The sequence below is a fragment of the Methanolacinia petrolearia DSM 11571 genome (assembly GCF_000147875.1).
GTDB classification, from domain to species: domain Archaea; phylum Halobacteriota; class Methanomicrobia; order Methanomicrobiales; family Methanomicrobiaceae; genus Methanolacinia; species Methanolacinia petrolearia.
The window spans coordinates 1,787,919-1,814,442 of sequence record NC_014507.1 but is presented as its reverse complement, the minus strand read 5'-3'; the positions used below and the strand labels follow the sequence as shown (position 1 = coordinate 1,814,442).

Genomic DNA, 26,524 nt, shown 5'->3' with positions numbered 1-26,524 from the left:
TTATCAGACTCCCTGAACTACTAGATCTATGATTTGGGGCGTAATAAAAGCCTCTATAATCGCTGCGGCGGCGAGAAGGGGAATTACAATCATGAGAAAAACTTTGGCGAGTTTTCCGGCATACTCTGCCGCATCGTCCAGTCCCTTATACTCCATCCACAACGATTCGGCAAGGAGAAACCCGAGACCCGAAGAGATAATGAACGCAGGGATCTCGAAGACGCCGTGCGGAATTATACCCGCTGCGACTGCCGCCACTCCCTGGGCCTTTGCAGCGTATTCCAGGACAAAACCGATAATCACTCCGTTTGTCAGCAGCACGATCATTGTTACAACCCCGAACGTCGCACCGCCTATGAAGAGAAGGATCGATGCTTCGAGATTGTTGACAAAGAGAGTAACCGCCATCGTTGCGGAGTCCTGTTCGTTTATGTAACTGAAGAGATCGTCGTTCAATGCCTGGATAAGTGTCTCGGCACTCTCGGAATTCTGGCTGATCGTCAGTGCACCGATTGCCAGGAAGACTACGAAGATTACGAGTGAAAAAGAGATGCTGTAAGAGAGTTTCTTATCAAACATAGAGGATCATCCTCACCATGTCGCGTATTCCCGGTGCAAGCCCTACCATGATCATCGCGAGAATAATCAGGTGGAACAGCGCTTTGTTTCCTTCCTGCCTGTAGATCTGGAGTATATAGATCGCGGGAATTATCACGACGAGCTTTAACGCGAACATAGAAAATGCGGTGCCGGTCGCTTCGATCAATGCCGAACCCACGACATGCTGCTCGACATACGTCACCTCGTGGAGGTCTATACCGAAACTTGTCGCACTTGCGTCGAGCATATGCCCGAATATTAGCAGCCTGTAAAGGATGTCGTCGACATAATCCCATTTAAGGGCGTATTTGACGAACGCCCAGACTGCAAGGGACGATATGCATGCAATCCCGAGGATTGAAAACATCACGAAGAAGTTTATCTGGGTTACCGTGAGCCCGTACCAAACCAGCGGAACCAGGGAGATCGCGCATGCAATAATCCCCCCTGTTGCAAAACCCTTGTGATAATCCGCTATGATCTTTCTCCCTTCAAGTGCTCTTGAGAGCACCAGGACCACTATCGCATAGAAGAAAATCACGAAGTAAATCAGCGGAGTTATCAAAAGAACATAATAGGGATAGGGTATAATTCCCGTATCCTCGACAACACGGAGAAATCCGCCCAGGACGATATACGGAATAAGCGACAGGACGAAGTCCTTGTCAATCTCGATTCCAGCGCGAATAAGCCATTTATAGACCAGGTACACCGATACAATCAGGATAATTGCGTAGGTGAGCGTATCAACGATTGTATACGCTCCGCCGTTGACGATTGGACCAACGTAATATTTGTATATAAAATCCCCAATCATTTATTGATAAAATAATGAGCGCAGATAGTATAAAAGTACTCAAAAACCCTCAATTCGACAAATCGAAATGGCTCCAGATGCCAAGAGATATTATCATCGGGCATGATGCGGTCGAACAGCTCCCCGATGTCTGCAGGGATTTGCATATCGGCAGGTCTGCGCTGATAATCTCCGGCGAACATACGATGAAGGCGGCAGGTGCCAGGGTCCTCGATCTTATAAATGAGAGCGGCTGTAGTACCGAAGTTTTCATGTCTGAATCCATATCACTCGATTCGATAAATGAAGCCCAGGAGGCCGCAAAGAGCCATGATTTCATTATAGGCGTCGGCGGTGGAAGAGTTATCGATCTTGCAAAGGTTGTTTCATACAATCTCGATCAGCACTTTATCAGTGTGCCGACCGCAGCCTCCCACGACGGCATAGCATCTTCGAGAGCCTCGGTTTCGACGGAGAAGGGAGCAGTCTCGCTCGATGCGCAACCCCCTTCTGCAATTATTGCAGACACCGGGATTATCGCCAAGGCCCCCTTCAGGCTTATGGCATCCGGCTGTGCGGATATAATCTCCAACAGGACCGCAATACTCGACTGGGAACTTTCCCACAGGCTTCGCGGGGAGGCGATCAGCGAATATGCTGCTTCTCTCTCGGCGATGACCGCAGACATACTCGTAAAGAATGCAGGACTTATCAAACCCGGATCTGAAGAGGCGGCTTGGATCGTAACAAAAGCCCTGGTGTCATCCGGCGTGGCGATGAGCATCGCGGGATCTTCCCGTCCCGCAAGCGGAGGAGAGCACAAATTCAGTCATGCACTGGACATTCTCGCTCCCGGCAAAGGTCTTCACGGCGAGCAGTGCGGAATCGGTTCGATAATGACGATGTACCTGCACGGGGGAGACTGGCGTGGCCTCAGGAGTTCGCTTAAGGCAATAGGAGCGCCGGTGACCCCGGCAAAGATCGGCATCGAAGACGAAACTGCGGTCGAAGCGCTTATGATGGCGAGAAAGATCCGGCCGGAGAGATTTACGATTCTTGATGCGGGAATGGAGCGTGAATGTGCAGAAAAACTTGTAGCAATGCTTTACAAGGAGTAAAAGGGATCTAAAAGGTGTATAAAGTGAGCGTAGATGAAGTAAAAATAACCCTTATCGGGAGCGACCTTGCGGAAGAGGGCCTTGAATTCGTTTACCGCGGAGAGCTTGAGGACTGCGAAGGGTGCAGGATGCATAAGGTATGCAACAATCTTACCCCGAGAAAGAGTTACAGGATTACCGGAATCAGGAACTCCAATATCCTGCCATGCAATGTTCATCATAACGGGGTCTGTGCCGTAGAGGTCGTCGACTCGCCGGTCATGGTCCTGATCGATGCGAAGAAGGCAATCCTGAACTCCGAGATTACGATGGATTTCATCTGCCCCGAGATCGGTTGTGACAATTATGAAAAGTGCTTTCCCGAAGGTATTGTTGAGAGCGGGAAATATCTTGTAACGAGGATCGTCGATTCGGAAAAGAAATCCTGCGAGAGAGGCAAAAACCTGAAATGCGTTGAGCTTATTCCGAAATGAGTGTGGGTATAAAGACGGCTCTGTTTAGGAGTTGAATACACCTGTGAGTCCGATTAATAGGGCTAATGTACTATTCGTATTGCAGTTGGTACAATAAAACCTCTGAAACATTATTTTTCACTAAGCTGTTTAGGGTTCTTTAACCGTGTTGTTTACGGTATTTTGTCCTGCTCATTCACAAGATATTTTCCTAGATATTGTTGAATTTCAGGATTAATCTCATATCTGACGTTTTTTCCGTTTTTTTGAATCCGAATTATTTCTTCATCACCGAGTCTTTTCATTCTCCAGCTGACTGTTGAGGGGGTTAGACCTATGTAATCCCCGATATCGTTTCGGGTCAATTCGGGTTTTTCTAAAAGCAATTTTAAAATTCGGCAATCTTTGTCATTCCTGAGATATTTTAAAACAAGTTTTTCAGATTTGGAATATACTCCGGAATTTTCAAAATATCTGGGGTTGCCTGAAGAATCCAGAACGTTAACTTTCCCTGTATATTTCAAGATATTGATATGGTAAGAGACATTTCCTCTGTTTATACCACTCCTGCGTACAAGATCGTTAAAGATGATACCAGGGTTTTCCTTGATGCATGAATAAATCTGATTTCGTGTTTCGTTGGTCAGAACAGTATTCCGGGATATTTTACGGTATCCAAGGATCATATACAATTTAATATAAAAAAATAATTCAACTGGAAACCCGAGAAAGGACGAAACAGAAAGAGCGAGGGCAATTAACATGGCTCCTGGGGGGAGGTCCCAGAAATTGATAAGAACTGTATCCAGAGGCGTGCCGGTGTCCATATCAGGAGTGACCGGTTCAACGATATATTCGTTTAACGTTGCACTTGCATTAGATGAAAGAATCAAAGATACATAAAGAAGAAGTATCAGTAAACGATGTGAACGTACCACAACCTCCCCCCCTTTGTAATAAATAAATTAATTACTAAAAAAAGATTGTGGTCTAAATTGCAGATGCGGAGTATGTGTAACTTTGAGCACCGTTCACCATTTCTCCATAAATCTTTGACCACCATGTGCCTGACGGAATACCGCTGGATTTTGAAATTCTCAGATTTATCCGGCCATCAATATGTCCGTCTGCAGAATCATAATACGGTCCAAGTGTACTGTCTGGTGCCAGGATCGTAAGCGAGATGGAATCTGAAGTGTCGCCCCAGTTTAAATCTGCATATAAAGAGGTTTTCCCTGCGGGAACCGAGGTTGAATACCAGTCGGTCTGGCCTTGGGAGATCGATCTTGAAGTGGATTTAAAAGCTTCTGGCAGATTGAGACTTTTATCACAAGTAGTTACGATATATCCGTCTTTTTCTTCGATTATTTTTGCCGATACAGATGGTACGGCAAGTGCCGCAACAATAATGAACAAAATCGCTAACCAGTTTAGTTTCATGGTATCACAGGTAAGCGTTCAGGGTACTGTCAATTACTTTTTATGTGACAAAATTCGTCATGTTTATAACCGGATTAATTTTGGCAGAGAGAAAATTAATACCGGTACATAATATTCAATAAAGCGGTTATTCCAGTGATACCCGCGGATCGGGGGATTATGGTATCACAGTCATTCCCCTGATTCTAGAATCTCTAAAAAATGTAATTTTATTAAAAATTAAAGGCAAATAATACGATTTTTCAGAATTTTATAGCTATTCTTGTTATAATTTGGTTTACTATAACATGACAAATTTTGACACATAAACCGTTTATAAAGTCATTGTTATAGGACTGATCTGGACAGTCTGTTATTGTCCTGTAAAAGCTGATAAAAAATATCGGCATTGTTGTATCTAAGGATTTAACCGGAATATCACAGGAGCAACATTGTATCAAAGATCACACATGTTTCAATTATCTCCTTTTTTCTGGTTTTATTATATCTGGTGAAAAAATGAAAATCAAAACGAGTCTGCGGGTATTGAGCTTGCTAGTGATATTAGTATTTGCAGGAATGATGTTCATTCCAGTTGTTAGCGCAGTAAACGATTCAAATCCAACACCCCCTGGATGGGTTGGTCAGTTTGATGAATGGGCTGGAAAAAAGGACATGTCAGAGTATAATCCGGTGGTAACGCCTGTTCCGATCGAGAAGATGGATAAGGAAACAGCAGAAAAATATCCTGGTGTTGAAGTTATCGACTCGGATATCCAGTTCCCTACCAATAATAATTATGTTGATGCTCAAAAATCTTCAATGAAAGCAGTAAAGATCAACTTTGTTAAGCCATCTTTGAAAACAAACTCCGAGGCGAAAGCCCTTGTCCCGACAGTGGCCCCAGAATACGGTTATTTTAATTGGTATTGGACGCAGGACACCATCGTATCTCAGAACGTAATTATTCATAATTTTGGATCAACAAACGCAAGTGGCACGGTTTATTTCGTATCAATTGAAGATGGTTTAAGTTCAACGGCGACATTCACTGATCTTTCCCCTGGTATGAATTGTTCAGTCAATATCCCATTTCAGGTTATTGGGAATTATAGCTCCGTAGGGATTAAACCGATGGGATTATTTATCACGGTAGATCCCAGCAATACAGTGACATGGTCCGGGCAGCTTGCTCTTGATGCGATTGAAAAATATAACAATGATGCATCGCATTTGCCAGATCCTGATAGTGGAGATAACCTTGAAACCAGCGACTTGTATCATTTCCCATACAATGATGGATATGCTATCATCCTTGAGGCAGCAGCAGCAGGCGACAATACAAGCTCGCCATATGACACTGCTCAAAAACTGAATGATTACGTATTTAATAAAATGGAGTATGTTTCTAACGAATTATATTCGCTCTATGCTGCATCAGATCTCTACATTATTAATCATGAATATGAAGGTGTCTGTGATGAACATGCCACGATGGATGTAACTTTTAGCCGCTCGCTCGGAATCCCTTCTCGGTTCCTTGGCATAACATGGCTTAATGAAACTGGGTCTTGTATTGGGCATGCTATCCTTGAAAACTGGGATGGTAATTCCTGGATCCATTCTGATCCAACATGGAATTCTTTCAACAACCCACAGATATATAATCATGGGAATAATACTCATATGTATCTTACAAAATATACTGATGCTGATGACAGCCGTTTTACTGAAGACCCTGCTGGAGATGGTCTGTTGAGATATGAAGATCTGGTTGCTATTCCTTTAGGAGAATTGCCAGAATATAACTAAATTTTTTATGAAAAATATCGCGTTTATTTTCACAATTATCTTCATATGTGGTATAGTTTCCGGAGTTGAAATCACAACAGAATCCACGCAACTCCTTCCCGGTACTGGGGCTCCAGTCGAGATATTGACAAATATGTACCCTACTGTAAAGAACAATGTTACCATCATGGAATATATCCTAGAATGCGGTGTTGGGTCATGGTACAGTGAGCAGGTCAATGATGACTTCAGATCCGTTCATCTTTCCCCGGCTGATTCCTGCGGGAAGCAACTGGTCTTTCTGGAAAGAAAGTATGTTGAACGTGGTGATCCGGCGCAGATAGTTGCTGTCTGGATTCTTGATGTAAATGAGACTTGGGAAATACCTCAGGAATACCTTGAATCTTCAGGATCTTCTTCCCGGGCAGAGGATAAACTGGTTGAAACGCAGAAATCACCGGGTTTTAGTTTTTCATGTTTGATTGCTGCAATAGCAGCTTCTGTCGTTGCCTTTGTGTGTTTGCGGCAGGGAGATAAACGGTAAATATAGAGGGCCTTACTAATAATTTACAGAAGGGCAACGTGATTTATAGGTGTTATCATCTGTACCTCTTTTCATACGTGACGAATTTTGGCTCATAAATAGTTTATTTAGGTATGGTAAATTTTCCGTTGTGGACATCCTGAGGTGTCCCAAAAAAATATTGTAGGGGGTTTTTACAGGCTTGTAGCTTAAAAAGCCCTTTTTGAGTGAAGCATTAATCAAATCCCTTTTCATATCAAGTGGATTTGGATTGTGCTTCCGTTAATTAATAAAACAGAGGTAATGAAAACATGAAAAAACGAAGATTTTGTATTTTCCTGTCAGCACTATTACTGATAGCAATTACATTCGTACCCTGCGTAAACGCCTACCAGGCAAGTTCGTATGGGACAAACTACTATGATGGTATGGATACGAGATCAATAGCTCAGAACGCACGAAGTGAACTATCCAGCATGGGATATTCTTCTTCATATTATTTGAATGAGGATGCAGATGATGCTTATAACAGGATGGCTTCAGATCAGGTATTTTTCTTTTTTGGCCATGGAGCTCCCGGCAGGATACTTTTCAAGGAAAGTAGTGGGGACCCTATGGAGGCGATAACCGCAGATAATCCTTCTCTACTTAAGATTTCGGACTATTCCTACAGTTCACTTCATGATATCGCCCTCGCGGTATACCTTTCATGCAATAGTGCAAACAGCGATGCAACGAACGGAAACCTATTGGATGAATCAGAGTCCAAAGGGGTTGATAGTTCCGTTGGTTTCAGTAATTATATCACACAAGGTCAGGCAGCATGGTGGTCAGATAAGTTTTGGAGCTACTTGGATGAACAATATACTCTCAATGGCGCAGTAGAATGGGCTCTCATTGACGTTCGATTGCAATATGGATTGCTTAATCCTGGTGGAATTGACTCTTATGTCATAGAAGGTGATGAGGATATTATAATCGACCCTGCAATGTCAGGAAGTTAAGGTGGCGAATAGAATGAAGAAATTTGACTTCTCAAAAACGATTGGAATCTTACTGGTTTTATCTTTAATCCTTGTATGTTCAGCTTCTGCTTTAGATAATAATCAGAGTACAGAAGTTATGTTATCTCCTGAAACAATTGAAACAGGCGTAGTTAAAGAGAATATTATAAAATTTACCGGCTCTTCGGACGAAAATGTCAACTGTCGTGAGATGATAGAATTTCCCAGTGGGAAAGTATACGAAGTGACCACCGATACCGGTCGTTTTTATGTTAATGCGAAAACCGGTGAGATTGAATCTGCAATAGTCCGGAACGGATTATCTGTGTGCTCCATCACTGCGAAAGATATCGCAGGAATGAAAGATCAGGCAGAATCATTCGTTCAAAAAAACTACCGAAACTTTAGTGAAAAAGATATGGTTTTCGAATCACGGATCGTTGATCATGGTGATGCAGGCAGGGAATATCTGTTTACTTGGAAAGAGATGGTTGGTGAAGCCTATACTCCGTCTGTGGTCATGATTTCCGTGTTCCCTGACAGTGATTCAATTGCGTATATAGGTATCGATCGTCCACTGCTTATTGAAACCACACCGAAAGTATCACAGGAAACCGCTCAGAAAACCGCCCTGGAAACATTTGCTATGGGATCATCGGCAAAAGTTCAGTCAAAATTAGTGGTAGTTCCTGACGGAGCAAGCCAGAAGCTTGTATGGATCGTAGATACCATCGAATCAACTAAAGATGACCTTGGCCATGGTGGAACGGTTATTGTTGATGCGGTCTCCGGCGAGGTGTTATCAATAAACCCTATCGTATAATTAACTGATTGATATATATGGGAAACCTTCGTAAAAAGAGAATTCTGCCGGATATTCAACCGGCAATAATCCTCTGGGGCTGCTTCGGCGGTATCTGCCTGGCAGTAATGGTAATTTTTCTGCAGGAGATCTGGGCTCCGGTTCTCGATTACAATGTCTCCGCCTCCCGCGTAAAGGATCTCCAGGTGATCGGATTATCTTTAATTCTTTTCTGGGTATTTGGGATGATTGCATCCGATCTGTTTTGTTCAGGCGGAGAGAAGGGTCCGGGTCCGGTATTTACAGGACTTCTCTCAGGGATAACTACGGCATTTGTTTTTTCATCGATTAACGTTTTATTATCCCGGCCGTTTTTGTTTTCCTGGGAGAATGGTATCATCAGTGTACAGACGGGTACGCTTTTCTTCAGACTGATAGAATGGCTAATCCTTTTTTCAGCATTCGCAATCACGTCATGCATTCTCCAGTCGCTTGGTGCATGGTACCGTCATTCCCGGCAGGAATTAAAACAAGAGACAGTTGACGTCCGGGAGAAACCGTCCTTTCATGGGATGATTTATGCTTACCGTTTTTTGATTCTCGTCATCCTTGCGTTATTGATAGTACCGCCTGTTATTGCATATATCGGGATGGCCTCGGGAGTCATTGAAAGAGATAATCCCGCTTATCGTCCTTTTGACAGTGTGAATGTATATCGTATGGAAGACGAGTCTCTCCTTATTCTCCTGGCTCCTGATCCGGGGTGTCCGCAGAGAGGACCTGGCCTCCGGTTCGTGAATATTTCAGTCGACGGAAAGGATGTCAGCACGCAGTCCATAATAATGAACTCGGGGTTGGATCTTTCAATCGATCCACCGGAAGGACTGCTGTACGGAAATAATTCATCCGCAATTCTCCGGGGTGATTATCTGTCAGGCAACAATACGGTTCTCATCAGAGTTGATGTCATCTATACTGATCTAGGGTTCAGTGATGTCATCTATAATACGACAATCTAAAATGACCTGAATCTAAAAAAACAAGATAATCAGATAAATGGTCACCTCGTTTTTCTCTATATACGTATTAATGCGAATCGGTGCGCATAAACAAAATAAATAACCTGATCGTGGGCTATTGAATTAAATTCAAATTTTATGATGTTTTCAGCTTCGGATCAATCATCCGGGATTGCTGATCTCTTTGTTGTTTCAGACGACTGCACAAGGTCAGATATAAAGATCACCAATAAATTATATCTGCTTCTGACTGAAGTTAATTTGTAAGGATTGGTGATCTAGTGCAGAAAGAGGAATTATTACATCTACACATGCTTTTGGTGCATGTAAAAAAGTACTATGAATCGGTTAGAAACGAAGACGTACTTACAACTCATTATGACGAATTAAACATTTCTCCGGTTCACATTCACAAGAATAAAGTCTGCCACAAGGAGGCAATTTTGACTCTTGGAAAAGAACTCGTGGGATATCTTCAGAACGAGCAGATCCAGAACGTGGGATATGCTCCGGGGACTGGTACTGAAGAGGTTGCTGTTGAACACTAAACAATCCAAAGATTCAATTTTTTTTTTAAGGGAGATAATCTCCCTGATTAAATCCGAAGCAAAAGATCAGTCTGATATCCAGAAGATCAAGGCTTCGGTCTGCAGAAAATATTCCCTTGAGCGGATGCCGAAAAATTCCGAGATCTTCGCGGCAGCGGAGAACGATGAGGAAAAAGAGATCCTCCGTGCATATCTACAGGTAAAACCTGCACGGACGATCTCGGGTGTGGCCCCGGTGGCCGTCATGACGTCTCCGCACAAGTGCCCCCACGGGAAATGCCTCCCCTGTCCGGGAGGACCGGAGCACCCGTTCGGCTCTCCGCAGAGTTATACCGGGGAGGAGCCGGCCGCCCTTCGTGCCAGGCAGCACGAATACGACCCTTACACCCAGGTGCAGGCGAGACTGAGGCAGTTCGAGGAGCTCGGGCATCACGTCGACAAGGCAGAACTCATAGTAATGGGCGGGACGATAACCGCCAGGGACCCGGAGTACAGGTACTGGTTCATGAGATCGTGCATCCGTGCGATGAACGAATACGGCGGGGAGGACCGCGGCGATATATTCAGTTTCGAAGAACTTTGCGAAGAGAACGAGACCGCCAGGGTCCGGTGCATTGCGGCGACCTTCGAGACAAGGCCCGACTGGTGCATGAAGGAGCACATCGACGATATGCTCGCCCTCGGGGTTACGAAGGTCGAACTTGGCGTCCAGCAGATCGAAAATAGAATCCTCGAGTACAATCGCAGGGGTCACGGTGTAGAGGCTACGGAGGAGGCGAACCGTCTCCTGAGGGATGCAGGGCTCAAGGTCGGATTTCACGTGATGCCCAACCTTCCTTCGGCGACGATCGAAGACGACAAAAAAATGTTCGACCTCCTTTTTACAGACGAGAGGTTCTGCCCGGATTTCCTGAAGATCTATCCCACCCTTGTAACGCCCGGCTCGGAGATCGAGGAGCTGTGGCGATCCGGCCAATACGATGTCTACGACGAGGATGACCTCATCGACTTGGTTGCATACGGTAAATCAAAACTCCCGCCGTATGTCCGTCTCCAGCGGGTCCAGAGGGATATCCCTGCAAAACTTATTCTGCGTGGATCGCATTTCAGCAACTTCCGCCAGCTTGCAAAAGAGAGGCTTGAAAGCACTGGCGGACGGTGCAGGTGCATAAGATGCAGCGAGGCGGGACGAAATGAGATCAGCGAACCCCCCGAGATCGATACGATCAGGTACAGGTGCTGCGGCGGCGACGAGTTCTTCATCCGGTATGTCTCGGGCGAATCTCTCATCGGTTTTATCCGCCTGAGATTCCCCGCCGAACCGTGGCGAGAGGAGATTCTCGATTCCGCCCTCGTCCGTGAGCTCCATGTTTACGGGGCCGTCGTGCCTATTGCGGAAAAGGCGGGCCCGAACGAATGGCAGCACAGGAATTTCGGGGACCGTCTCTTAAAAGAAGCCGAGAGAGTCGCAGGCGAAGCAGGATACGAAAGTGTCGGTATAATGAGCGGTATCGGTGTACGGCCTTATTACAGGAAAAAAGGATACAATAGAAGCGGCCCATATATGGTTAAGGAATTATAATGGATGCCGCAACCTTCGAATACCTGAAAAGGCGTTTTGAGGAGTATTACAAAACCGCCACTTTTATGTTTCCTCCTGCAACCGAACAGCGCGAATGGGGTTTCATATTCTTCGAGCCCGACGGCGAGGTCAGGATGAGAAGGCATATCGGTTTCGGTTCGAAGAACGAGGTCGAGGCATATATGCGTTCGATGGTGCCCAGGCACGCGTATCATTCCACGGCATATTACCATCTTCCTTCCGCATCCACCATGCAGGAGAAAGTCTGGTCCGGTGCTGACCTCGTATTCGATCTCGACGCCGATCACATCATGAGGGGGGCCTATGACGTTATGCTCGACCGCGTAAAGGAAGAGGTCTTCAAACTGCTGGATATGCTTACCGGCGAACTCGGATTCCTGAACAGGGACATAAGCATCGTATTCTCGGGCGGAAGGGGGTATCATATCCACATCAGGAATCTTGAGACCAGGCAGTGGGGCAGTGCGGAGAGGCGCGAGCTTGTCGATTATGTCTGCGGAATAGGAATCGATCCAGGGTTTATGCTCTCGGGAGGACGCAACACCGGATGGTCTGCGAGATACAGGTCCGCAGTTCTCGAATACTTCGACGACCTCCAGAATGCAGATCGCAAAGACGCCGTCAAAACCGTAGGCACCATAAAAGGAGTAGGTGATCCGTCGGCCGAGTCATTCGTCGATTCGCTGAAAGATACCTCAAAGAGGATCAGGAGCGGAAAGAAGGATGTTCCAGTATTCGGAACTCTCGGAAAGGTCCTGGAGCAGGAGGAAGGCCCTCTTGTCGAAAAGATCCGCGAGAGAGCCGCCCTGACGGACGAACCGGTGACCACCGATATAAAAAGGCTGATCCGTATGCCTGGTTCTCTCCACGGCGGCAGCGGCTTCAGGGTGGTGCCGCTCACGGTTAAGGAGCTCGAAGAATTCGATCCGCTTGTAGACGCCGTTGTGTTCGGTGAATCCCCGGTAAAGGTCGATATGGGTTTCAGCCTTGCGATGCCTGTTCTCGGAAACACATATTCACTAGAAAAAGGGATAAATACTGTACCTGAAGCTCTTGCAGTCTTCCTGTGCGCAAGAGGTGCGGGAAGATATGCGGGCAGCGGGAGATAGGGATGGATCTGGATTACCTAAGGCTGATTGTACTCGAGGAAAGGGACAGCGGCAGGCTTGCCGAGATCAGTCACGAAACCTTCAGGGATTCTGCGGAATATCTCCAGGAGCTGTACTCCGAGGCGAAAGAGAAATCCATCGATAATTTCAGCACCCGGCGCGTGAGCGAGCTTATCGATGAGATCGAAAGCGTTACATCTACGCTGCAGGACATCTCGTCCCTTCGCCTCAATAAAATTATAAAACTCGCACTTGTTACCGTCCAGGGCGAGAGGACGGATAAGGATGAGCTGAAAAGGATGCTCCCTCCCGAGAGGGAGATGTACGAGGAGATCCTTAAATCCGTAAAGGCATGCAGGAGCAGGATGATCGAGCCCGATATGGAGGCGCTCTCCGCGCCTGCGGCAGTCGATGAAATTCCTGTCCCGGTAATGGAATCCGGTGAATCCTTCCTTCCCGATATCGGTATTGTCGCTGAAGATGCGGCAGTTCCGACAGACGAACCGCAGGGTTACGAACCGGTTTATGTTTCGGAAGATATCGACTCTTTTATGGGGCTTGACGGCAGGATATATACACTCTCGAAAGAGGACATTGTTATGCTGCCAGAGAAAAATGCGTCCGTGTTGTACACCCGCAACATAGCCTTAAATATAAGGGTTGGCAAATAATAATGAGATTTATCAGGATAATCAATACCTGATTTCCAAGATTCCGGGTCTTATGGATCCTGGTGAATATTCCAGCTTAAGGGGCTTGAGATTTTATGAAGATGCCAACAAAATTCAAGACATATTGTCCGTATTGCAGAACACACGAGATCCACGAGGTCGAAAGGGTAAAGAAGGGCCGTGACCTTCACCTTCACTGGATCGACCGCCAAAAAGGTCGCAGAAGCAAGGTCGGTAACATGGGTAAGTTCTCGAAAGTGCCCGGTGGAGACAAACCCACAAAGAGGATCAACGTGAGATACAGGTGCACAAAGTGCGGCAAGGCTCACCTCAGATCGGGAGTCAAGGCCGGTAAATTCGAACTTACGGAGTGATTATAATGGTCAGAGTAAACAGAGATAACAGGACAAAATTCTACACTGTCAAGTGTCCGGACTGCGAAAACGAACAGGTAATCTTCCAGAGGGCAAGCACAGTCGTAAACTGTGTTGTCTGCGGTAAGGTTCTGGCAGAGCCCAGCGGCGGCAATGCAAAAATAAAGGCAGAGATTATTGCCGCCAACGAGTAACCGTTATACATGTACGAGAGAGAGTGGCCTGAAGAAGGGGAACTTGTAGTCTGCACGGTGACGAGTGTCAAGGATTTCGTTGCATTTGTCACCCTGGATGAATACAATAACAACGAAGGCTTAATCCCGATAGCAGAAGTTGCGCGTGGCTGGATCAAGCACATCCGCGACTTTGTACGGGAAGGGCAGAAGGTAGTTTGCAAAGTTCTCCATGTAAACAAAAGCCGCGGACATATCGATCTCTCACTGAAGGATGTCAACGATCACCAGCGGAAAGAAAAGATCAACGAGTGGAAGAACGAGCAGAAAGCAAGGAAATGGATAGAGTTCATATCCGAAGCAAGCGGTTTTCCCGGAGACGAGATCGAGAAGATATTCTATAGAGAATACGGTGCCTTATTCCCCGTTTTCGAGGATATCCTGATCGACGAAGAGACGACGCTCAAAAAGCTCGATCTGGAGAAGAAGGTCGCCGATTCGCTGGTGTCGATTGCAAACGATAATGTTAAACTTCCCAAAGTTACAATTTCAGGCACGCTGATTCTGACATCGAACAAACCCGACGGGGTAAATGTAATTCGCAGGGCGCTCCGGAGTGCAAACCCCAAAGTGGAAGAAGATGTCGAGATCGAACTTTTCTATGTCGGTGCGCCAAAATACCGGGTAAAGGTTACGGCTCCCGATTACAAATCGGCTGAAAAAGCTATAAACAAAGTCGCAAAAGCAGCTATTGGAGTTGTTGAGAGAGCCGAGGGCTACGGCGAGTTTGTCCGTAAGCAGAAGTCCGGTAAGAACTGATATGAGCAAGAGGATCAGAAAATGCCCCGATGACGGGCATTATACCCTTTCCTCAATATGTCCTGTATGCGGGAAGGAAACATTTAATGCACATCCTCCCCGGTATTCTCCACAGGATGCCTACGGGAAATACAGGAGGGAGATAAAAGATGATTGAAGATATATCTGTAGATTTTTTTGGCAGCGATTCCGATGACTTTTCATGCGACATTATGATCGAGGGGCTTCCGGGTGTGGGGCAGGTAGGGAAACTTGCTGCCGAACACATGATGGAAGAGCTTGGTGCTGAGAAGATCGCAGAGATCAGGTCCATTTTTTTCCCTCCCCAGGTTCTCGTCGATGCGGCAGGAGTCGCACATCTGCCTAAAAACGAGATATACAGGTACGCCGACGAAAAAGTGAGAATAATGTTTCTGGTCGGCGATTTCCAGAGCGGCTCTGCTGAAGGTCACTATATTCTTACCGATACATATCTCGATATTGCGGAAAAACTTGGTATAAAGCGGATCTACACTCTCGGGGGATATGGCGTGGGCCATCTCATCCAGGACATCCGTGTCATCGCGGCCGTCAATGACGAAAAACTTAAGGAAGAGGTCACAAATTCCGGCGCTGTTTTTGCACAGGACGAACCCGGCGGAGGTATCATCGGTGCTTCCGGCCTCCTTCTCGGCCTCGGGGCGAAACGCGGAATGGAGGGTATCTGCCTGATGGGAGAGACATCCGGCTATATCGTCGATCCGAAGAGTTCTAACTGTCTCCTTGCCGTTCTTTCAAAGATGCTCGGTATAAGCATCGACTCTGCAAAACTCCAGGAGAGGGCGTCCGAGATGGAAGTCTTCCTTGAAAGGCTCAAGACAATGGAACAGATGAAGACAGAGGATGAGCTGAGCTATATCGGGTGATGTATGATCTGCAATGCGGATTTCCATATACATTCTCTTTTTTCGATGGCTTCGTCCAGGAACACTACTCCTGAAAATTTAATCGATTCGTGCCTGATCAAGGGTCTTGATATTCTCGGCTCGGGCGATGCATTACATCCAGTCTGGAGAAAGATGTGGGATGATTACGGCCCCGACGATAAGGATGTAACGGTTATCCCGACTACAGAGGTTCAGGCCGAAGGAAGAGTTCATCACCTGATCCTGATGGAGGATTTCGACCAGGCACAAACTATCGCCGAAGAGTTCAGGCCTTATTCTAAAAATATCGACTCCGACGGCAGGCCGCACGTGAATCTTGACGGCGGGAGGATTGCAAAGATCGTGCATGATGCCGGTGCATATATCGGTCCGGCTCATGCCTTCACTCCCTGGACCGGCATGTACGGGAGGTTCGATTCCCTTCATGAATGCTACGGCGGTGAGCCGGTCGATTTTCTTGAACTCGGCCTCAGTGCGGATACGACGTATGGAGAACGAATACCTGAGCTCTTGGGAATTCCCTTCCTCTCAAACTCGGACGCCCACAGCCCGCAGCTCCATAAACTTGGGCGGGAGTTCAACAGGCTCGACATCTCCTGTCGAAGCATAAAGTCCGTTCTCGATGCCGTGTTCAGGGGAAAGATCGTGCTCAATGCCGGTTTCTTCCCGGAGGAGGGAAAATACAATCGGACCGCATGCACCCGCTGCTACAGGCAGTTTTCAGTTCCGGAGGCTGAGGGACTTTCATGGAGATGCCCGGATGACGGCGGGAGCATCAAGATGGGCGTCCGTGACAGGGCTCTCTCTCACAGCAACGAGAGTGCTCAACACGGGAACCGGCCCCCTTACATGCATATTATTCCTCTCGGGGAGATAATACAGAAGACCGTGGGTGCTTCGTCTCCCGGTACAAAGAAATGTGCAGGTCTTTACAAATCATTTATCGACAGTCTCGGGGATGAAATTTCGATCCTGATCGATATTCCTTACGAAAGGCTCTCTTCCGTGGATGAGAAGACGGCAGAGGCAATACTAAAATTCAGAAACGAAGATGTCGTGCTTCATCCCGGTGGTGGCGGGAAGTACGGCGGTTTTGATCTGGTTTTAAATTAATCCGGTCGAATCCTTTTTTAATATAATTTTTATTATTGATTGTTCAGATTATGATTGCTTTCCTTAATCTGCCCGAGAATCTGCTTTCTTATTACTTTGATCTCTTCAAGCGCCTTGTCCCTGGTTTCAAGATCTCCTCTTTCGTGGGCGGCCGTTGCTATATCAGTAAGCTGTATAATAAGGGAGAACGTTTCACCGTCTTCAAGGATCTTTTTCGAGATCATATATGCTTGAATTATTTGCCCTTTTAAAGTTTATATAATAAATGGTAATGGCTTGTTTTATTGGAATTTGGTCTCAATCAGGGTTTTTGTGAATTTATCGGTAAAATAAGCATGAGTATATCCGGCGAGGATGTTACTGGTATAGATCCCGTCTTTTCCGTCTTCTATTCCCCTGCCTCTCTTCAGTTTTAGCGCATATTTAACATCCTCAAGTCCGGTCAGTTTTGTGTAATGGAATTCATGCCCCCTGTAGCATGTGCCTTGAGGTATTATACAGTCTGAAACAGTACATTCGGCGTCGACATATCCGAGTGCCTGGAACCTGTCCATCTTTATGGTCTCTGCAGGAATAAGTCCGCACATCTTTGATTTTTTGCCGTCTATCTCTATTCTTTCGGTAAGATATGTCAGGCCGCCGCATTCGGCATATACAGGCATTCCCGAGTCTGCAGCCTTTTTGACATCCTCCCTGCATTTCGATACTTCAAGCTCTTCTCCGAAAAGTTCAGGATAGCCCCCGCCGAAATATAGTGCATCCACCTCCGGCAGCCTGTCGGATATGGGACTGAAGAAGATCAGTTCTGCACCGTTACGCCTTAGAAGATCGAAATTGTCCGCATAATAAAAGTTGAATGCCCTGTCATGGGCTACTCCGATCCTGATTTTACAGTCAGCGTCTGTTTTCTCTCCAACGATTTCCTTATAATCTAAGTTGCTTTTTGCATCTTCAATAATTGCATCTATATTACAGTTTTCTTCCAGAACATCTCCGAACTCCGAGATCGAACTGGTTTCATAGGCCATCTGTATTCCGAGGTGACGGCTTTCCACACTTTTACCCTTCTCGAAAGGGATCCACCCGTATGCTTTTTTAACGATCGAACATTCGATCATCTCCCTGTGGCGGGGACTCCCGATCCTGTTGTAGATGACACCGGTGATATCTATGTCTCTGTCAAATATGTCAAAGCCTTTCACAACCGCGTTTATGCTCCTGGAGCTTCCTTTCGTATCGGCAACAAGGACTACGGGGCAGCCGAGTATCTTTGAGACATGTGCGGTGCTTCCGTAATCCTCACCTTCCAGCCCGTCATAAAGGCCCATCACACCTTCTATAACAGCTATATCGGCTCCTTCACATGCCCTGACAAATGTATCTATTACCCCGTCTTCCCCCATCATGAACGGATCGAGGTTTCTTGAGTACCGCCCGCAGATTGCAGTATGATGTGTGGGATCGATGAAATCAGGACCTACCTTGAATGGCTGTACTATAAGTCCTCTCTTTACAAGTGCAGACATAAGAGCACCTGCAATTGTGGTTTTTCCACATCCGCTGTGGGTGCCTGCAACAATTATGGCGGGGATCATTAGGATCAGTTATCGCCGGTATGGTATTATTCTTTTGTTTTTTTGCATAACTAACTGATTTTGGGTTTTTTGAGGATTCCTAAAAAAGTAAAAATAAATAGTTTTAGACCCAAATAATTTTTGTTAGATCCAATTTAATTGGGTTTGGTAATTTCTTATTGAGGAGGTAATGAAAAATGCATATTATGGAGGGTTTTCTTCCAAGTCCCTGGTGGGAGATTTGGTGGATTCTTGCACTTCCGTGTCTGATATACGGTTGTTATAAACTGAAGAAACTGATGGAGGAGAATCGCGAGGTTCTTCCGCTTCTCGGAGTCGCAGGAGGTTTCATATTCGTTCTTTCTGCTCTTAAACTTCCGTCCGTTACAGGCAGTTGTTCGCATCCTACCGGAACGGCACTTTCTGCGATATCGTTCGGCCCGTGGATTACAACCGTGCTCGGTTTTATTGTTCTGCTCTTCCAGGCGCTCTTCCTTGCGCATGGGGGTATCACAACACTCGGGGCCAACATGTTCTCGATGGCAATCGTAGGTCCGTTTGTCGGTTACTGGGTATTTAAAGGTCTTGACAAGATTAACTTCAACTTCTTTGCAAACGTATTCGTTGCCGCATTCCTGTGTGATCTTATCACTTACTGTGTAACATCGCTTGAGCTTGCACTTGCATTCCCGGCGACCGCCGGAGGACTCCTGGCATCCTTCGCAGCTTTCCTTGGTGTCTTTGCAATTACCCAGGTTCCGCTTGCGATTGTCGAAGGTTTCGTGTTCGTGGTTATCTTCAAGTACATCATCATACTCAAGCCCGAACTCCTGGTTAAAATGAAAGTCATGACGCAGGAGAAGATGAACAAAGTTAAGGGAGGAATTGAAGAATGAAATATCTATACGAGACAATTGCAGTGATCGCGATTATCGTTTTCATCGGTATATTCCTGTATACGGATACCATGGTTCAGGCTTCGGGCGAGGAAGGCTGGGCAGGAACCGATGGCGTAGGCTCGGAGATGATCGAGGCGCAGGGATATGTGCCCTGGATTGACAACTCCGACTACACGTTCACTCCTCCGTCGGGAGAGATTGAGTCTTGTCTCTTCGCACTTCAGGCTACATTCGGCGGTCTTTTGATCGGCTGGATTTTCGGCTCGTGGTACACGGAGAGAAAAATTAAAAAGACTACAAATTAACTATTTTTAGAATTGTGAACTGATGTATTACGAATTGCTGGAAGATATAGCGCAGGAAAGTCGAATAAGGGATGTAAATCCTGCAGTCAAACTGGTGCTGGGTCTCGGCTGCATACTTATCTGCATATCTTCCAACAGCTTTCTGACTCCGCTTTTGATAGCAGTGTCGATAAGCCTTGTTACGATATTCATCGGCGGTATAAGTCCGCGTTTTTACCTCAAGCTGCTCCTGATTCCTCTGGGATTCGCAATATTCAGTGTCATCGTGATAATTTTTCTAAGAAACAGCGGTGATGTAGTCTTTTCATACAACCTGTTCGGAGTTCTTACTCTGACTGCGACGAAAGGGAGCCTGAACGAGGGCATTCTTGTATTCTCCCGTGTTTTCGGTGGAATGTGCTCGCTGTTTTTCATCTCGCTGACTACCCCGACGACGGAAACCTTTACGCTTGCGAAGAAATGCAGGGTTCCGGATTTTCTCCTCGAACTTTCGATGCTCATCTACAGGTTCATTTTCATCCTGATCGAGCAGGCGGAGATGATACACAGTGCACAGGTTATGCGGCTTGCATACGGAAGGAGAAAGGGTTCGATCTACTCTTTCGGAATGATGGCGGGAGCACTTTTCATCAACTCCTGGGAGGCGGGGGAGAGGCTTATAGGTGCAATGGATGCAAGGTGCTATAACGGTAAATTTTCGATCATCGGAGAACAGAGTAGTTTTTTCTGTCCAGCTTTGTTTCTGTCGGTGATCTTCCTGTCTTTCTTTTTAGTAGTGATGATCATGACGGACGGTTTTAATTTTTATGGAGGCGTGATCGCGTGAAAAGTATCATCCGGTTAAAAGATGTTGAATTCAGCTATCCCAACGGCCAGAAAGCGCTTAAGGGAATCAATCTGGAGATCTTTGAGGGAGAAAAGATCGCCCTCGTCGGATCTAACGGTGCAGGAAAATCAACCCTCCTTCTTATGCTGAACGGAATGCTGAAGCCTGATGCGGGCACTGTCTTTTTTAAGGGCGAGCCTGTTTCATATAACCGCAGTGAATTAAGGGACCTGAGAAAGAAGGTCGGATTCGTATTCCAGAATCCCGACCACCAGATAATTGCCCCTACTGTATTCCAGGATGTGGCATTCGGCCCTGTGAATCTTGACTATACTGAGGATGAGATAAACCGGTCGGTTTCCGAGGCACTGATGTACGTGGATCTTTCGGGCTTCGAACGCCGCCCGCCCCACCAGCTTTCCGGGGGAGAGAAGAAGAAGGTGGCGATAGCCGGTGTTCTGGCAATGGAACCCGAAGTGCTCGTATTCGATGAGCCGACAAGCGCCCTTGATCCGGCTAGTTCCGAAGGGATCATGGAGCTGCTCGAAGAACTGAATCATGAAGGAAAGACCACCATAATTTCGACCCATGACGTCGAACTGGCATATCCGTGGGCCGACAGGATCATCCTGATGAACGACGGCATGATACTTACCTGCAGCAGTCCTGCCGACGCTTTCTCCGACGGAAAGATGCTCAGGGACGCAAAACTGTCGAGACCTGTTCTACTTGAACTCTATTCTTCCCTCTTTGAGATGGGAATGCTTCCCGAAGCGGAAAAACCCCCGAGATCGGTTCTTGATTTTGTTCACCTGGTGGAGAGGGGGAACGGATCAATTAGTAAAGGCAAGAGTGAAAGTTGCGGTTCCATATATCTCGTGGATGCAGACAGGCTTGGTGACAAATCACTGAAGGATTGTCTTGAATCCATTCCTGTTGATTTTGTCGGTGCGATGGGTTCTTATGCCAAGAAGAAGGCGGAATCCGATGGGATCGATCTTAATTTCACATATGGTGTCATCGATAAATGCCTGCTAAAGGCAATATCCGGCCAGAACAGCATGATTATTACAACCGGCGGGATGATCAAAAGAGTAATTGATCGTGTCAATGAGTTCTGCGAGGAGAGCGGGAAACAGGTCGATGTTGTTTCTATAGACGAATTTTCTGAGTAAATTTCTTCACCTTTTTTTTGATTTAGAGAAGTTGGATCTATCCTGAAAAAATATTCGGATTAAGGGAGGGGGAAGGTTCCCCCTCCCTGTGACCCTCCCCCACATGGCGATAGGTCGCCTTCGGGATGGGCAAGCATCCCTCCGGCTCCGGTACCCCTTTGTTTTTTTCTCCCCGGCCGAGGCTACCCGGATGGGTAGCGTCCAGGCCGGGCTATCGCAATTTGCGAAAGTTTGCGCAGCAAACTGAGCACCGGGCTGCCCCGAAGGGGCTTATGCCCTATAATTCACAGAAAATTTAAGAAAAGAGACTTCTGCCCGCCTAAAAATCCCCGGCAAAAAGAACGAACAAACCACTCCGGGGAGAAGGAGGATTCCTGACATCCCCTTTCTGAATGATCTCGTCAGGGTATCCAAGCCTTTCGCAAACAGCGATTTTGCAATCTGGCGATTCCTCCTCCAGCTTTTCTGCAAGTTTTTCAGTACTGAATTCCGGGTCTGCGATTATAAATACGATCTTTCCCCTTGAAACGTCGAAGCAGATCTCATCGAACGCCTTGTCGTGATCCTTTGCATGGGCGTTTACGATAGTCGTCTTTGTCATCGCGATCTTCAGTTTCGCACAGGCGTACTGGTAAGATGAAATCCCCGACACTATCTCGCCGTCAAGATACCCGAGACCCGCGAGCATAGGATCTCCTGTCGAAAGAATCACTGCATTATCGGTTAACGTCCTGAGACTCTTGTAATCCGAAATAATCCGGGCATCGCATTTTTTTTCTATGTGTGCGGATGCCAGTTCCAATGCTCTTTCCGAGCCGTAGATAAGATCAGCACTCTCAATGGCACTGATGGCTTCTTCCGTAAGCATTCCCGGTCCGCATCCAACACCGACAATCTTCATCCTGAATCTCCGATAATTTCACCGTTGCGTCCGATGATCACGACTCTCATACCAGGCATCTTCTTCTTATAATCATTAAGGTTTTCTTTGAGAATCGATTCCCATTTATCCGACATCGTCAGTTCCTCAACCGTCTTGTATCCCGTCCCGTCAAGAATCGCCGGATTGATGAACTTGAGAATAAGCGCCGGGAGTCCGCAGAGTATTGCCCTGCCGTTCGCCGCCTCGATCGCTCTTCCCATGAATTTCCCGACAAGGACCACTTCGTTGTCAGGGAAGAGCATCCTCGAATACCTGAGGCCTGTTCTTCCGGTCGTCAGAACCGGGGTGTCTGTGTTTCTGATTCTTTCGAACACGTCTTCCGAGAGGTGATCGTCCCACGGTTCAACAAGTCCGGTAGACCCGAGAATCGAAATACCACCCATCACCCCGACCTTCGGGTTGAGAGTCTGTTCGCCGATCTCCCTTCCCTTAGGAATGCTGAGTTCGACGGAAACTCCATTAAGATCTAGGATCTCTGCCGCCTCTTTTATCGATCGAAGGATCATATTCATCGCCGGCGGACTTATTGCAGGATCGCCTATTTTGTATCTCGGCGTTTCCCTCTCGAAACGGCCGACCCCTTCTCCGGCGGTAAAATGAATTCCTGATCCGGTCTCAACAGCTTTAGCGGAAAACTGAAGGCCGGATGTTATATCGTTTTTGTAATCCCCGGAATATTTGTGTGCAGTCCCTTTCCCGTCTTTTCCTTCGGCCTTTACTTCAAAACGGAGATTGCACGGCAGCATAATATCGACTTCCGATACAGGCGTCCCGAGGGACAGAACTGCCGCTTTGCATGCGGCGGCAGCGGTCGTTCCCGTAGTAAATCCTCTTTTAAGTATCTCTCCCGTCGAGGTAAGTATTGCAAGACCCCTTCTGACAAGTTCCAGGGTCTCTTTATCTTTACAAAGCCTGACCCAGTCTTCGGGATACTCAAAACCGGTTACGGGATCAATTACCTTCATCAGATCTGCTGTTTTTCAATAAACATCGTGATTATCTCGTTCATCGAGGCGACAGCAGGAGGAGTTCCTCCACGTGTTCCCCTGTTCGAGATGGACGGGACGTCTTTTGTACGGAGAATTTCCTTGGATTCCTTTGCATTCACGAATCCCACCGGGGTTCCGATGACAAGTGCCGGCTTTATACCCTTGTCGATAAAGTCGCAGACCATAAGCAGGGCCGACGGTGCGTTGCCTATTACGATAATCGAGCCCCCTATTTTGTCTTTCAACGCGATAAAGCCCGCAGAACTCCTGGTTATCTCTTTGTTTTTGGAAACCTCGGCCTCATAGTCCAGTACGCACAGGACTTCCGAGTTATGCTCCTTTTTTCTGATTCCCGTCTGGACCATCCTGATGTCGGTGATGATCGGTGCCCCGGATTCGAGAGCCTTAAGGCCGGCATCGATCGGATTATTCTTAAAGGCCATGAGATCGGCCATGATGAAGTCACCCACCGAGATTGCGCATCTCTGGCGTATCCTGTCCTCAGGCGTTTCGTCTCCAACTACCATCCTTGCAAGGCCCCTGCTCGTCGACGAGATCTGGTAGCCTTCTTTTGTGTCCGCTCCTGGATCAATATACGTATTTCCTGTCATAACCCCTCGGAGTAATCATAATCTCTTTTCCGCATACATCCTGTATACGGGTTTCTTCACCGCCGATGATCACTATAGAACTCATGTCCACAAAGCTGTCGTCGTCGAAGAGCGATTTCAGCGTGAAAAATCTTTTATCCTCGTTCTCCCTGTATGCATTTTTGACAACGGCAACGGGCGTCTCTTCTTTTTTATATTTCAGGGCGATCGATAAGGCGAGTGAAAGATTTGCGGGTCTGCCCCTGCTTTTCGGATTGTAGAGCGCAACCGGAATCCCTATCTGAAATGCGAGGTCAAGTCTCTTTTCGATAATCTCCAGCGGAGTTAAGAGATCCGAGAGTGATATCGTGACATAGTCGCCCGAGAGTGGGGATCCGGCAAGAGAAGCTGCTGCAGTCGCGGCAGTAACACCGGGTACGACTTCATAATCTATGCAAGAATTTTCGTGAGCGATTACCTCAAGGACGATGCTTGCCATACCGTAGATTCCGGGATCGCCCCCGCTGACCATACAGACTTTCCTTGTTTCTGCAAGCTCAACGCATCTCTTTGCCCTGTCGACTTCTTTGCCCATCGAGCTTCGAATAACTTCCTTGCCTTCCAGGCATTCGGGTATATGATCGAGGTAAAAGTCGTTCCCGATAATTATATCCGATTCTCGGATCGCCTCTATCGCCCTTCCGGTAAGCTGTGTGTCTTTACCTGGTCCTGTTCCGACAATGAATAATTTCCCTTTGTTATCGTTACCTGATGACTGCAACTGTCACTCCTCCGTATTTTCGTTTGTTCATTATGATCTCCTTTCTCTTTGACAATGCAAGAGCCGCCGGTTCAGCAACCCCGGGAAGGCCGAGTTTGTCCTGTGCTCTTGACGGCGATTCGGGATTCTGTTCTTTCAGTGTTTCATCGTCCAGGAAGATCAGGTTTCCGTTAATCTCCCCGATCGCATCTATAAGGCCCCTTTCGTTCTTCTTGAGGCATGTTGTTGCATACGCAAGAACCTCATTTCTTCCGATTCCTGCATCCGATAATGCGGAGTTGATCGCACCGAGGACCTCTTCCTTCGAAATCCCCTTTCGACACCCGACACCTACTATATATTCCCCATTTTCAAGCAGGACAGATACACCCGGGGGAACGATTGCGATGGCGGGCGGATCGATGATCTGAATTGTCGTCTCTCCGTCAAGGATGGATGAGTTGACCGCCCGTGTAGAGTCCTTGTTGATTATCTCAAGACCTCTCTCTTCCGCGATTCCTTCGACAGAAGGGAGACCACGGGTCTCCGTCGCGGTAGTAATCACCGGATGGATGCCGAATTTCCCGAGCTCCCTTGCCAGCTCGTTTCCGCCGTGATGCCCGCCGATTACCGGAATTGCGTATCTCAGGTCCGGGCTGACTACGACAATGCTGGGATCGGTCCACTTGTCCTCAAGGTACGGGGCTGCGGCCCTGACTGCTATTCCTGCGGACATTACTGCAGCTATTCTTTTGTACCTGCTGAAAATATCGCCGAAAGTTTCCTTTGAATAAAGCTCGAAGTCTGCATTCAGCTTCTCTGCCAGCTCCTTTGCCCCCGGAGCAAACTTATTCAGGGAGATTACGACAGTATCCTTCATCCGTACAGGTGCGAATTTACGTATTCAGGTCCCGAGGCATTCACAACCTCGCCGATTATAATGAGGGCCGTCTTCTCTATTCCGGCTTCCCGTGCCTTTTGTGCAATATCGGAGACGGTCCCTCTTACGATCTTTTCGTCAGGCCATGTTGTATGATAGACGACTGCGGCAGGAGTATCGGGAGGGCATTCAACCTTTTCGAATATCTCTTCCATATGCTCCGTACCGAGGAAGATCACCATCGTCTGACCGAGTCTCGACATCTCCGCAATCTGGTCCGTATCGAGTGTTTTCCCTGCAGGCCGCGTAATGATCACCGATTCGGAGACTCCTTTGAGTGTATACTGGATGCCGAGCGAGGCTGCTGCACCGAACATCGAAGATACCCCGGGTACCCTTTCGGTCTCAATTCCTGCCTTCTTCAGTATCTCTACCTGCTCTACTATCGCCCCGTAGAGAGCGGGGTCCCCGGAATGAAGTCTCACGACATTCTTTCCCTCTTTTGCGGCCCGTATCATGATCTCGGTCATGACCTCAAGCTTCATGCCCCAGCTGTCGTATTTCTCCGGTGCCGGGCATTCGTCGACAAGCTGCGAATTCACGAGCGAACCTGCATAAATCAGGAGATCGGCATTGTCCAGCAGTTCTTTCCCTTTAACTGTAATAAGGCCGGGATCTCCGCATCCCGCACCAACGATATAGATCTTCGGCATTTTCTTCACT

The 26,524-nt window shown here is 47.1% G+C and carries 33 protein-coding genes; 21 read left to right on the top strand and 12 right to left on the bottom strand.

The window, feature by feature from the left end; genetic code table 11:
- Positions 1–3: 3 nt before the first annotated feature.
- Together MPET_RS09050 and MPET_RS09045 are read right to left on the bottom strand one after the other, a co-directional pair.
- Positions 4–579 carry a stage II sporulation protein M gene (locus tag MPET_RS09050; RefSeq protein WP_013329718.1) on the bottom strand — a complete coding sequence of 192 codons (576 nt, stop codon included), beginning with the start codon at positions 577–579 and terminating at the stop codon, positions 4–6.
- Positions 572–1,417: a DUF63 family protein gene (locus MPET_RS09045; RefSeq protein WP_013329717.1), complete on the bottom strand. Its 846-nt coding sequence runs from the start codon at positions 1,415–1,417 to the stop codon at positions 572–574. Before MPET_RS09045 ends, MPET_RS09050 begins: the two co-directional genes overlap by 8 nt.
- A 14-nt stretch (positions 1,418–1,431) precedes the next feature.
- Between MPET_RS09045 and MPET_RS09040 the strand changes: the two genes are divergently transcribed.
- Complete coding sequence (locus MPET_RS09040; RefSeq protein WP_013329716.1) at positions 1,432–2,514, top strand: NAD(P)-dependent glycerol-1-phosphate dehydrogenase; 1,083 nt, start codon at positions 1,432–1,434, stop codon at positions 2,512–2,514.
- A gap of 23 nt (positions 2,515–2,537) precedes the next feature.
- Positions 2,538–2,987, top strand: coding sequence for a UPF0179 family protein (locus MPET_RS09035; protein ID WP_048131082.1), 450 nt, complete (start codon positions 2,538–2,540; stop codon positions 2,985–2,987).
- Positions 2,988–3,139: 152 nt separating this feature from the next.
- Here the strand turns inward: MPET_RS09035 and MPET_RS09030 are convergent, their stop codons facing one another.
- Positions 3,140–3,793, bottom strand: a complete 654-nt coding sequence (locus MPET_RS09030) for a winged helix-turn-helix transcriptional regulator (protein ID WP_225353806.1) — start codon at positions 3,791–3,793, stop codon at positions 3,140–3,142.
- A 163-nt stretch (positions 3,794–3,956) separates the two neighbouring features.
- On the bottom strand, positions 3,957–4,406 hold the full coding sequence (locus MPET_RS14845; protein WP_013329713.1) for a hypothetical protein: 450 nt from the start codon (positions 4,404–4,406) through the stop codon (positions 3,957–3,959).
- Between the two features lie 498 nt (positions 4,407–4,904).
- Here MPET_RS14845 and MPET_RS09020 point away from each other — a divergent pair, with 498 nt between their 5' ends.
- From MPET_RS09020 to MPET_RS08950, 15 genes are all read left to right on the top strand, one after another.
- Positions 4,905–6,197, top strand: coding sequence for a transglutaminase-like domain-containing protein (locus tag MPET_RS09020; RefSeq protein WP_048130802.1), 1,293 nt, complete (start codon positions 4,905–4,907; stop codon positions 6,195–6,197).
- Between the two features lie 7 nt (positions 6,198–6,204).
- Positions 6,205–6,720: a hypothetical protein gene (locus tag MPET_RS09015; RefSeq protein WP_013329711.1), complete on the top strand. Its 516-nt coding sequence runs from the start codon at positions 6,205–6,207 to the stop codon at positions 6,718–6,720.
- A gap of 290 nt (positions 6,721–7,010) precedes the next feature.
- Positions 7,011–7,703, top strand: coding sequence for a hypothetical protein (locus tag MPET_RS09010; RefSeq protein ID WP_013329710.1), 693 nt, complete (start codon positions 7,011–7,013; stop codon positions 7,701–7,703).
- Between the two features lie 13 nt (positions 7,704–7,716).
- A complete protein-coding gene (locus MPET_RS09005; RefSeq protein WP_013329709.1) occupies positions 7,717–8,526 on the top strand; it encodes a PepSY domain-containing protein in 810 nt (269 codons plus the stop codon).
- Between the two features lie 17 nt (positions 8,527–8,543).
- Positions 8,544–9,524 (top strand): hypothetical protein, encoded by a 981-nt coding sequence (locus tag MPET_RS09000; RefSeq protein WP_013329708.1) that lies wholly within the window; start codon positions 8,544–8,546, stop codon positions 9,522–9,524.
- 281 nt (positions 9,525–9,805) lie between these two features.
- Positions 9,806–10,072, top strand: coding sequence for a UPF0058 family protein (locus MPET_RS08995; RefSeq protein ID WP_083773178.1), 267 nt, complete (start codon positions 9,806–9,808; stop codon positions 10,070–10,072).
- On the top strand, positions 10,029–11,654 hold the full coding sequence (locus MPET_RS08990) for a tRNA uridine(34) 5-carboxymethylaminomethyl modification radical SAM/GNAT enzyme Elp3 (protein ID WP_013329706.1): 1,626 nt from the start codon (positions 10,029–10,031) through the stop codon (positions 11,652–11,654). Before MPET_RS08995 ends, MPET_RS08990 begins: the two co-directional genes overlap by 44 nt.
- The gene (priS, locus tag MPET_RS08985; protein ID WP_013329705.1) at positions 11,654–12,784 is read left to right on the top strand and encodes a DNA primase catalytic subunit PriS; all 1,131 of its coding nucleotides are present in this window, start codon (positions 11,654–11,656) and stop codon (positions 12,782–12,784) included. The genes MPET_RS08990 and priS overlap by 1 nt, the downstream gene beginning before the upstream one ends.
- Positions 12,785–12,786: 2 nt before the next feature.
- Complete coding sequence (locus MPET_RS08980; RefSeq protein ID WP_013329704.1) at positions 12,787–13,455, top strand: hypothetical protein; 669 nt, start codon at positions 12,787–12,789, stop codon at positions 13,453–13,455.
- A gap of 95 nt (positions 13,456–13,550) precedes the next feature.
- Positions 13,551–13,829, top strand: coding sequence for a 50S ribosomal protein L44e (locus tag MPET_RS08975; RefSeq protein WP_013329703.1), 279 nt, complete (start codon positions 13,551–13,553; stop codon positions 13,827–13,829).
- A gap of 5 nt (positions 13,830–13,834) precedes the next feature.
- Positions 13,835–14,023: a 30S ribosomal protein S27e gene (locus MPET_RS08970; RefSeq protein WP_013329702.1), complete on the top strand. Its 189-nt coding sequence runs from the start codon at positions 13,835–13,837 to the stop codon at positions 14,021–14,023.
- Positions 14,024–14,032: 9 nt separating this feature from the next.
- Positions 14,033–14,821, top strand: coding sequence for a translation initiation factor IF-2 subunit alpha (locus MPET_RS08965; RefSeq protein ID WP_013329701.1), 789 nt, complete (start codon positions 14,033–14,035; stop codon positions 14,819–14,821).
- Between the two features lies 1 nt (position 14,822).
- Positions 14,823–14,978 carry an RNA-protein complex protein Nop10 gene (locus MPET_RS08960; RefSeq protein ID WP_013329700.1) on the top strand — a complete coding sequence of 52 codons (156 nt, stop codon included), beginning with the start codon at positions 14,823–14,825 and terminating at the stop codon, positions 14,976–14,978.
- Positions 14,971–15,726 (top strand): proteasome assembly chaperone family protein, encoded by a 756-nt coding sequence (locus tag MPET_RS08955; protein ID WP_013329699.1) that lies wholly within the window; start codon positions 14,971–14,973, stop codon positions 15,724–15,726. Before MPET_RS08960 ends, MPET_RS08955 begins: the two co-directional genes overlap by 8 nt.
- Positions 15,727–15,729: 3 nt before the next feature.
- Positions 15,730–16,860, top strand: coding sequence for an endonuclease Q family protein (locus MPET_RS08950; RefSeq protein ID WP_013329698.1), 1,131 nt, complete (start codon positions 15,730–15,732; stop codon positions 16,858–16,860).
- Positions 16,861–16,892: 32 nt separating this feature from the next.
- Here MPET_RS08950 and MPET_RS08945 read toward each other — a convergent pair whose 3' ends face one another.
- Positions 16,893–17,084, bottom strand: a complete 192-nt coding sequence (locus MPET_RS08945; protein ID WP_013329697.1) for a hypothetical protein — start codon at positions 17,082–17,084, stop codon at positions 16,893–16,895.
- 57 nt (positions 17,085–17,141) lie between these two features.
- Positions 17,142–18,455 (bottom strand): cobyrinate a,c-diamide synthase, encoded by a 1,314-nt coding sequence (locus tag MPET_RS08940; protein ID WP_013329696.1) that lies wholly within the window; start codon positions 18,453–18,455, stop codon positions 17,142–17,144.
- A gap of 176 nt (positions 18,456–18,631) precedes the next feature.
- Here MPET_RS08940 and MPET_RS08935 point away from each other — a divergent pair, with 176 nt between their 5' ends.
- The 4 genes from MPET_RS08935 to MPET_RS08920 are packed head-to-tail and all read left to right on the top strand — an operon-like array spanning position 18,632 to position 21,639.
- A complete protein-coding gene (locus MPET_RS08935; RefSeq protein ID WP_013329695.1) occupies positions 18,632–19,330 on the top strand; it encodes an energy-coupling factor ABC transporter permease in 699 nt (232 codons plus the stop codon).
- Complete coding sequence (locus tag MPET_RS08930; RefSeq protein ID WP_013329694.1) at positions 19,327–19,638, top strand: energy-coupling factor ABC transporter substrate-binding protein; 312 nt, start codon at positions 19,327–19,329, stop codon at positions 19,636–19,638. The genes MPET_RS08935 and MPET_RS08930 overlap by 4 nt, the downstream gene beginning before the upstream one ends.
- 22 nt (positions 19,639–19,660) lie before the next feature.
- Positions 19,661–20,464, top strand: coding sequence for a cobalt ECF transporter T component CbiQ (cbiQ, locus tag MPET_RS08925; protein WP_013329693.1), 804 nt, complete (start codon positions 19,661–19,663; stop codon positions 20,462–20,464).
- The gene (locus MPET_RS08920; protein ID WP_013329692.1) at positions 20,461–21,639 is read left to right on the top strand and encodes an energy-coupling factor ABC transporter ATP-binding protein; all 1,179 of its coding nucleotides are present in this window, start codon (positions 20,461–20,463) and stop codon (positions 21,637–21,639) included. Before cbiQ ends, MPET_RS08920 begins: the two co-directional genes overlap by 4 nt.
- Before the next feature lie 319 nt (positions 21,640–21,958).
- Here MPET_RS08920 and MPET_RS08915 read toward each other — a convergent pair whose 3' ends face one another.
- The 6 genes from MPET_RS08915 to MPET_RS08890 are packed head-to-tail and all read right to left on the bottom strand — an operon-like array spanning position 21,959 to position 26,514.
- Positions 21,959–22,480 carry a cobalt-precorrin-7 (C(5))-methyltransferase gene (locus MPET_RS08915; protein ID WP_394295958.1) on the bottom strand — a complete coding sequence of 174 codons (522 nt, stop codon included), beginning with the start codon at positions 22,478–22,480 and terminating at the stop codon, positions 21,959–21,961.
- Positions 22,481–22,536: 56 nt separating this feature from the next.
- Positions 22,537–23,547: a cobalt-precorrin-5B (C(1))-methyltransferase gene (locus MPET_RS08910; RefSeq protein ID WP_013329690.1), complete on the bottom strand. Its 1,011-nt coding sequence runs from the start codon at positions 23,545–23,547 to the stop codon at positions 22,537–22,539.
- On the bottom strand, positions 23,547–24,182 hold the full coding sequence (locus MPET_RS08905) for a precorrin-8X methylmutase (protein ID WP_013329689.1): 636 nt from the start codon (positions 24,180–24,182) through the stop codon (positions 23,547–23,549). The genes MPET_RS08910 and MPET_RS08905 overlap by 1 nt, the downstream gene beginning before the upstream one ends.
- A complete protein-coding gene (gene cobJ, locus MPET_RS08900; RefSeq protein WP_013329688.1) occupies positions 24,160–24,942 on the bottom strand; it encodes a precorrin-3B C(17)-methyltransferase in 783 nt (260 codons plus the stop codon). The genes MPET_RS08905 and cobJ overlap by 23 nt, the downstream gene beginning before the upstream one ends.
- Entirely contained in the window at positions 24,926–25,801 is an 876-nt protein-coding gene (gene cbiG, locus MPET_RS08895) for a cobalt-precorrin 5A hydrolase (protein ID WP_013329687.1), read from the bottom strand. The genes cobJ and cbiG overlap by 17 nt, the downstream gene beginning before the upstream one ends.
- On the bottom strand, positions 25,798–26,514 hold the full coding sequence (locus MPET_RS08890) for a cobalt-precorrin-4/precorrin-4 C(11)-methyltransferase (protein ID WP_013329686.1): 717 nt from the start codon (positions 26,512–26,514) through the stop codon (positions 25,798–25,800). The genes cbiG and MPET_RS08890 overlap by 4 nt, the downstream gene beginning before the upstream one ends.
- Between the last annotated feature and the right edge of the window lie 10 nt (positions 26,515–26,524).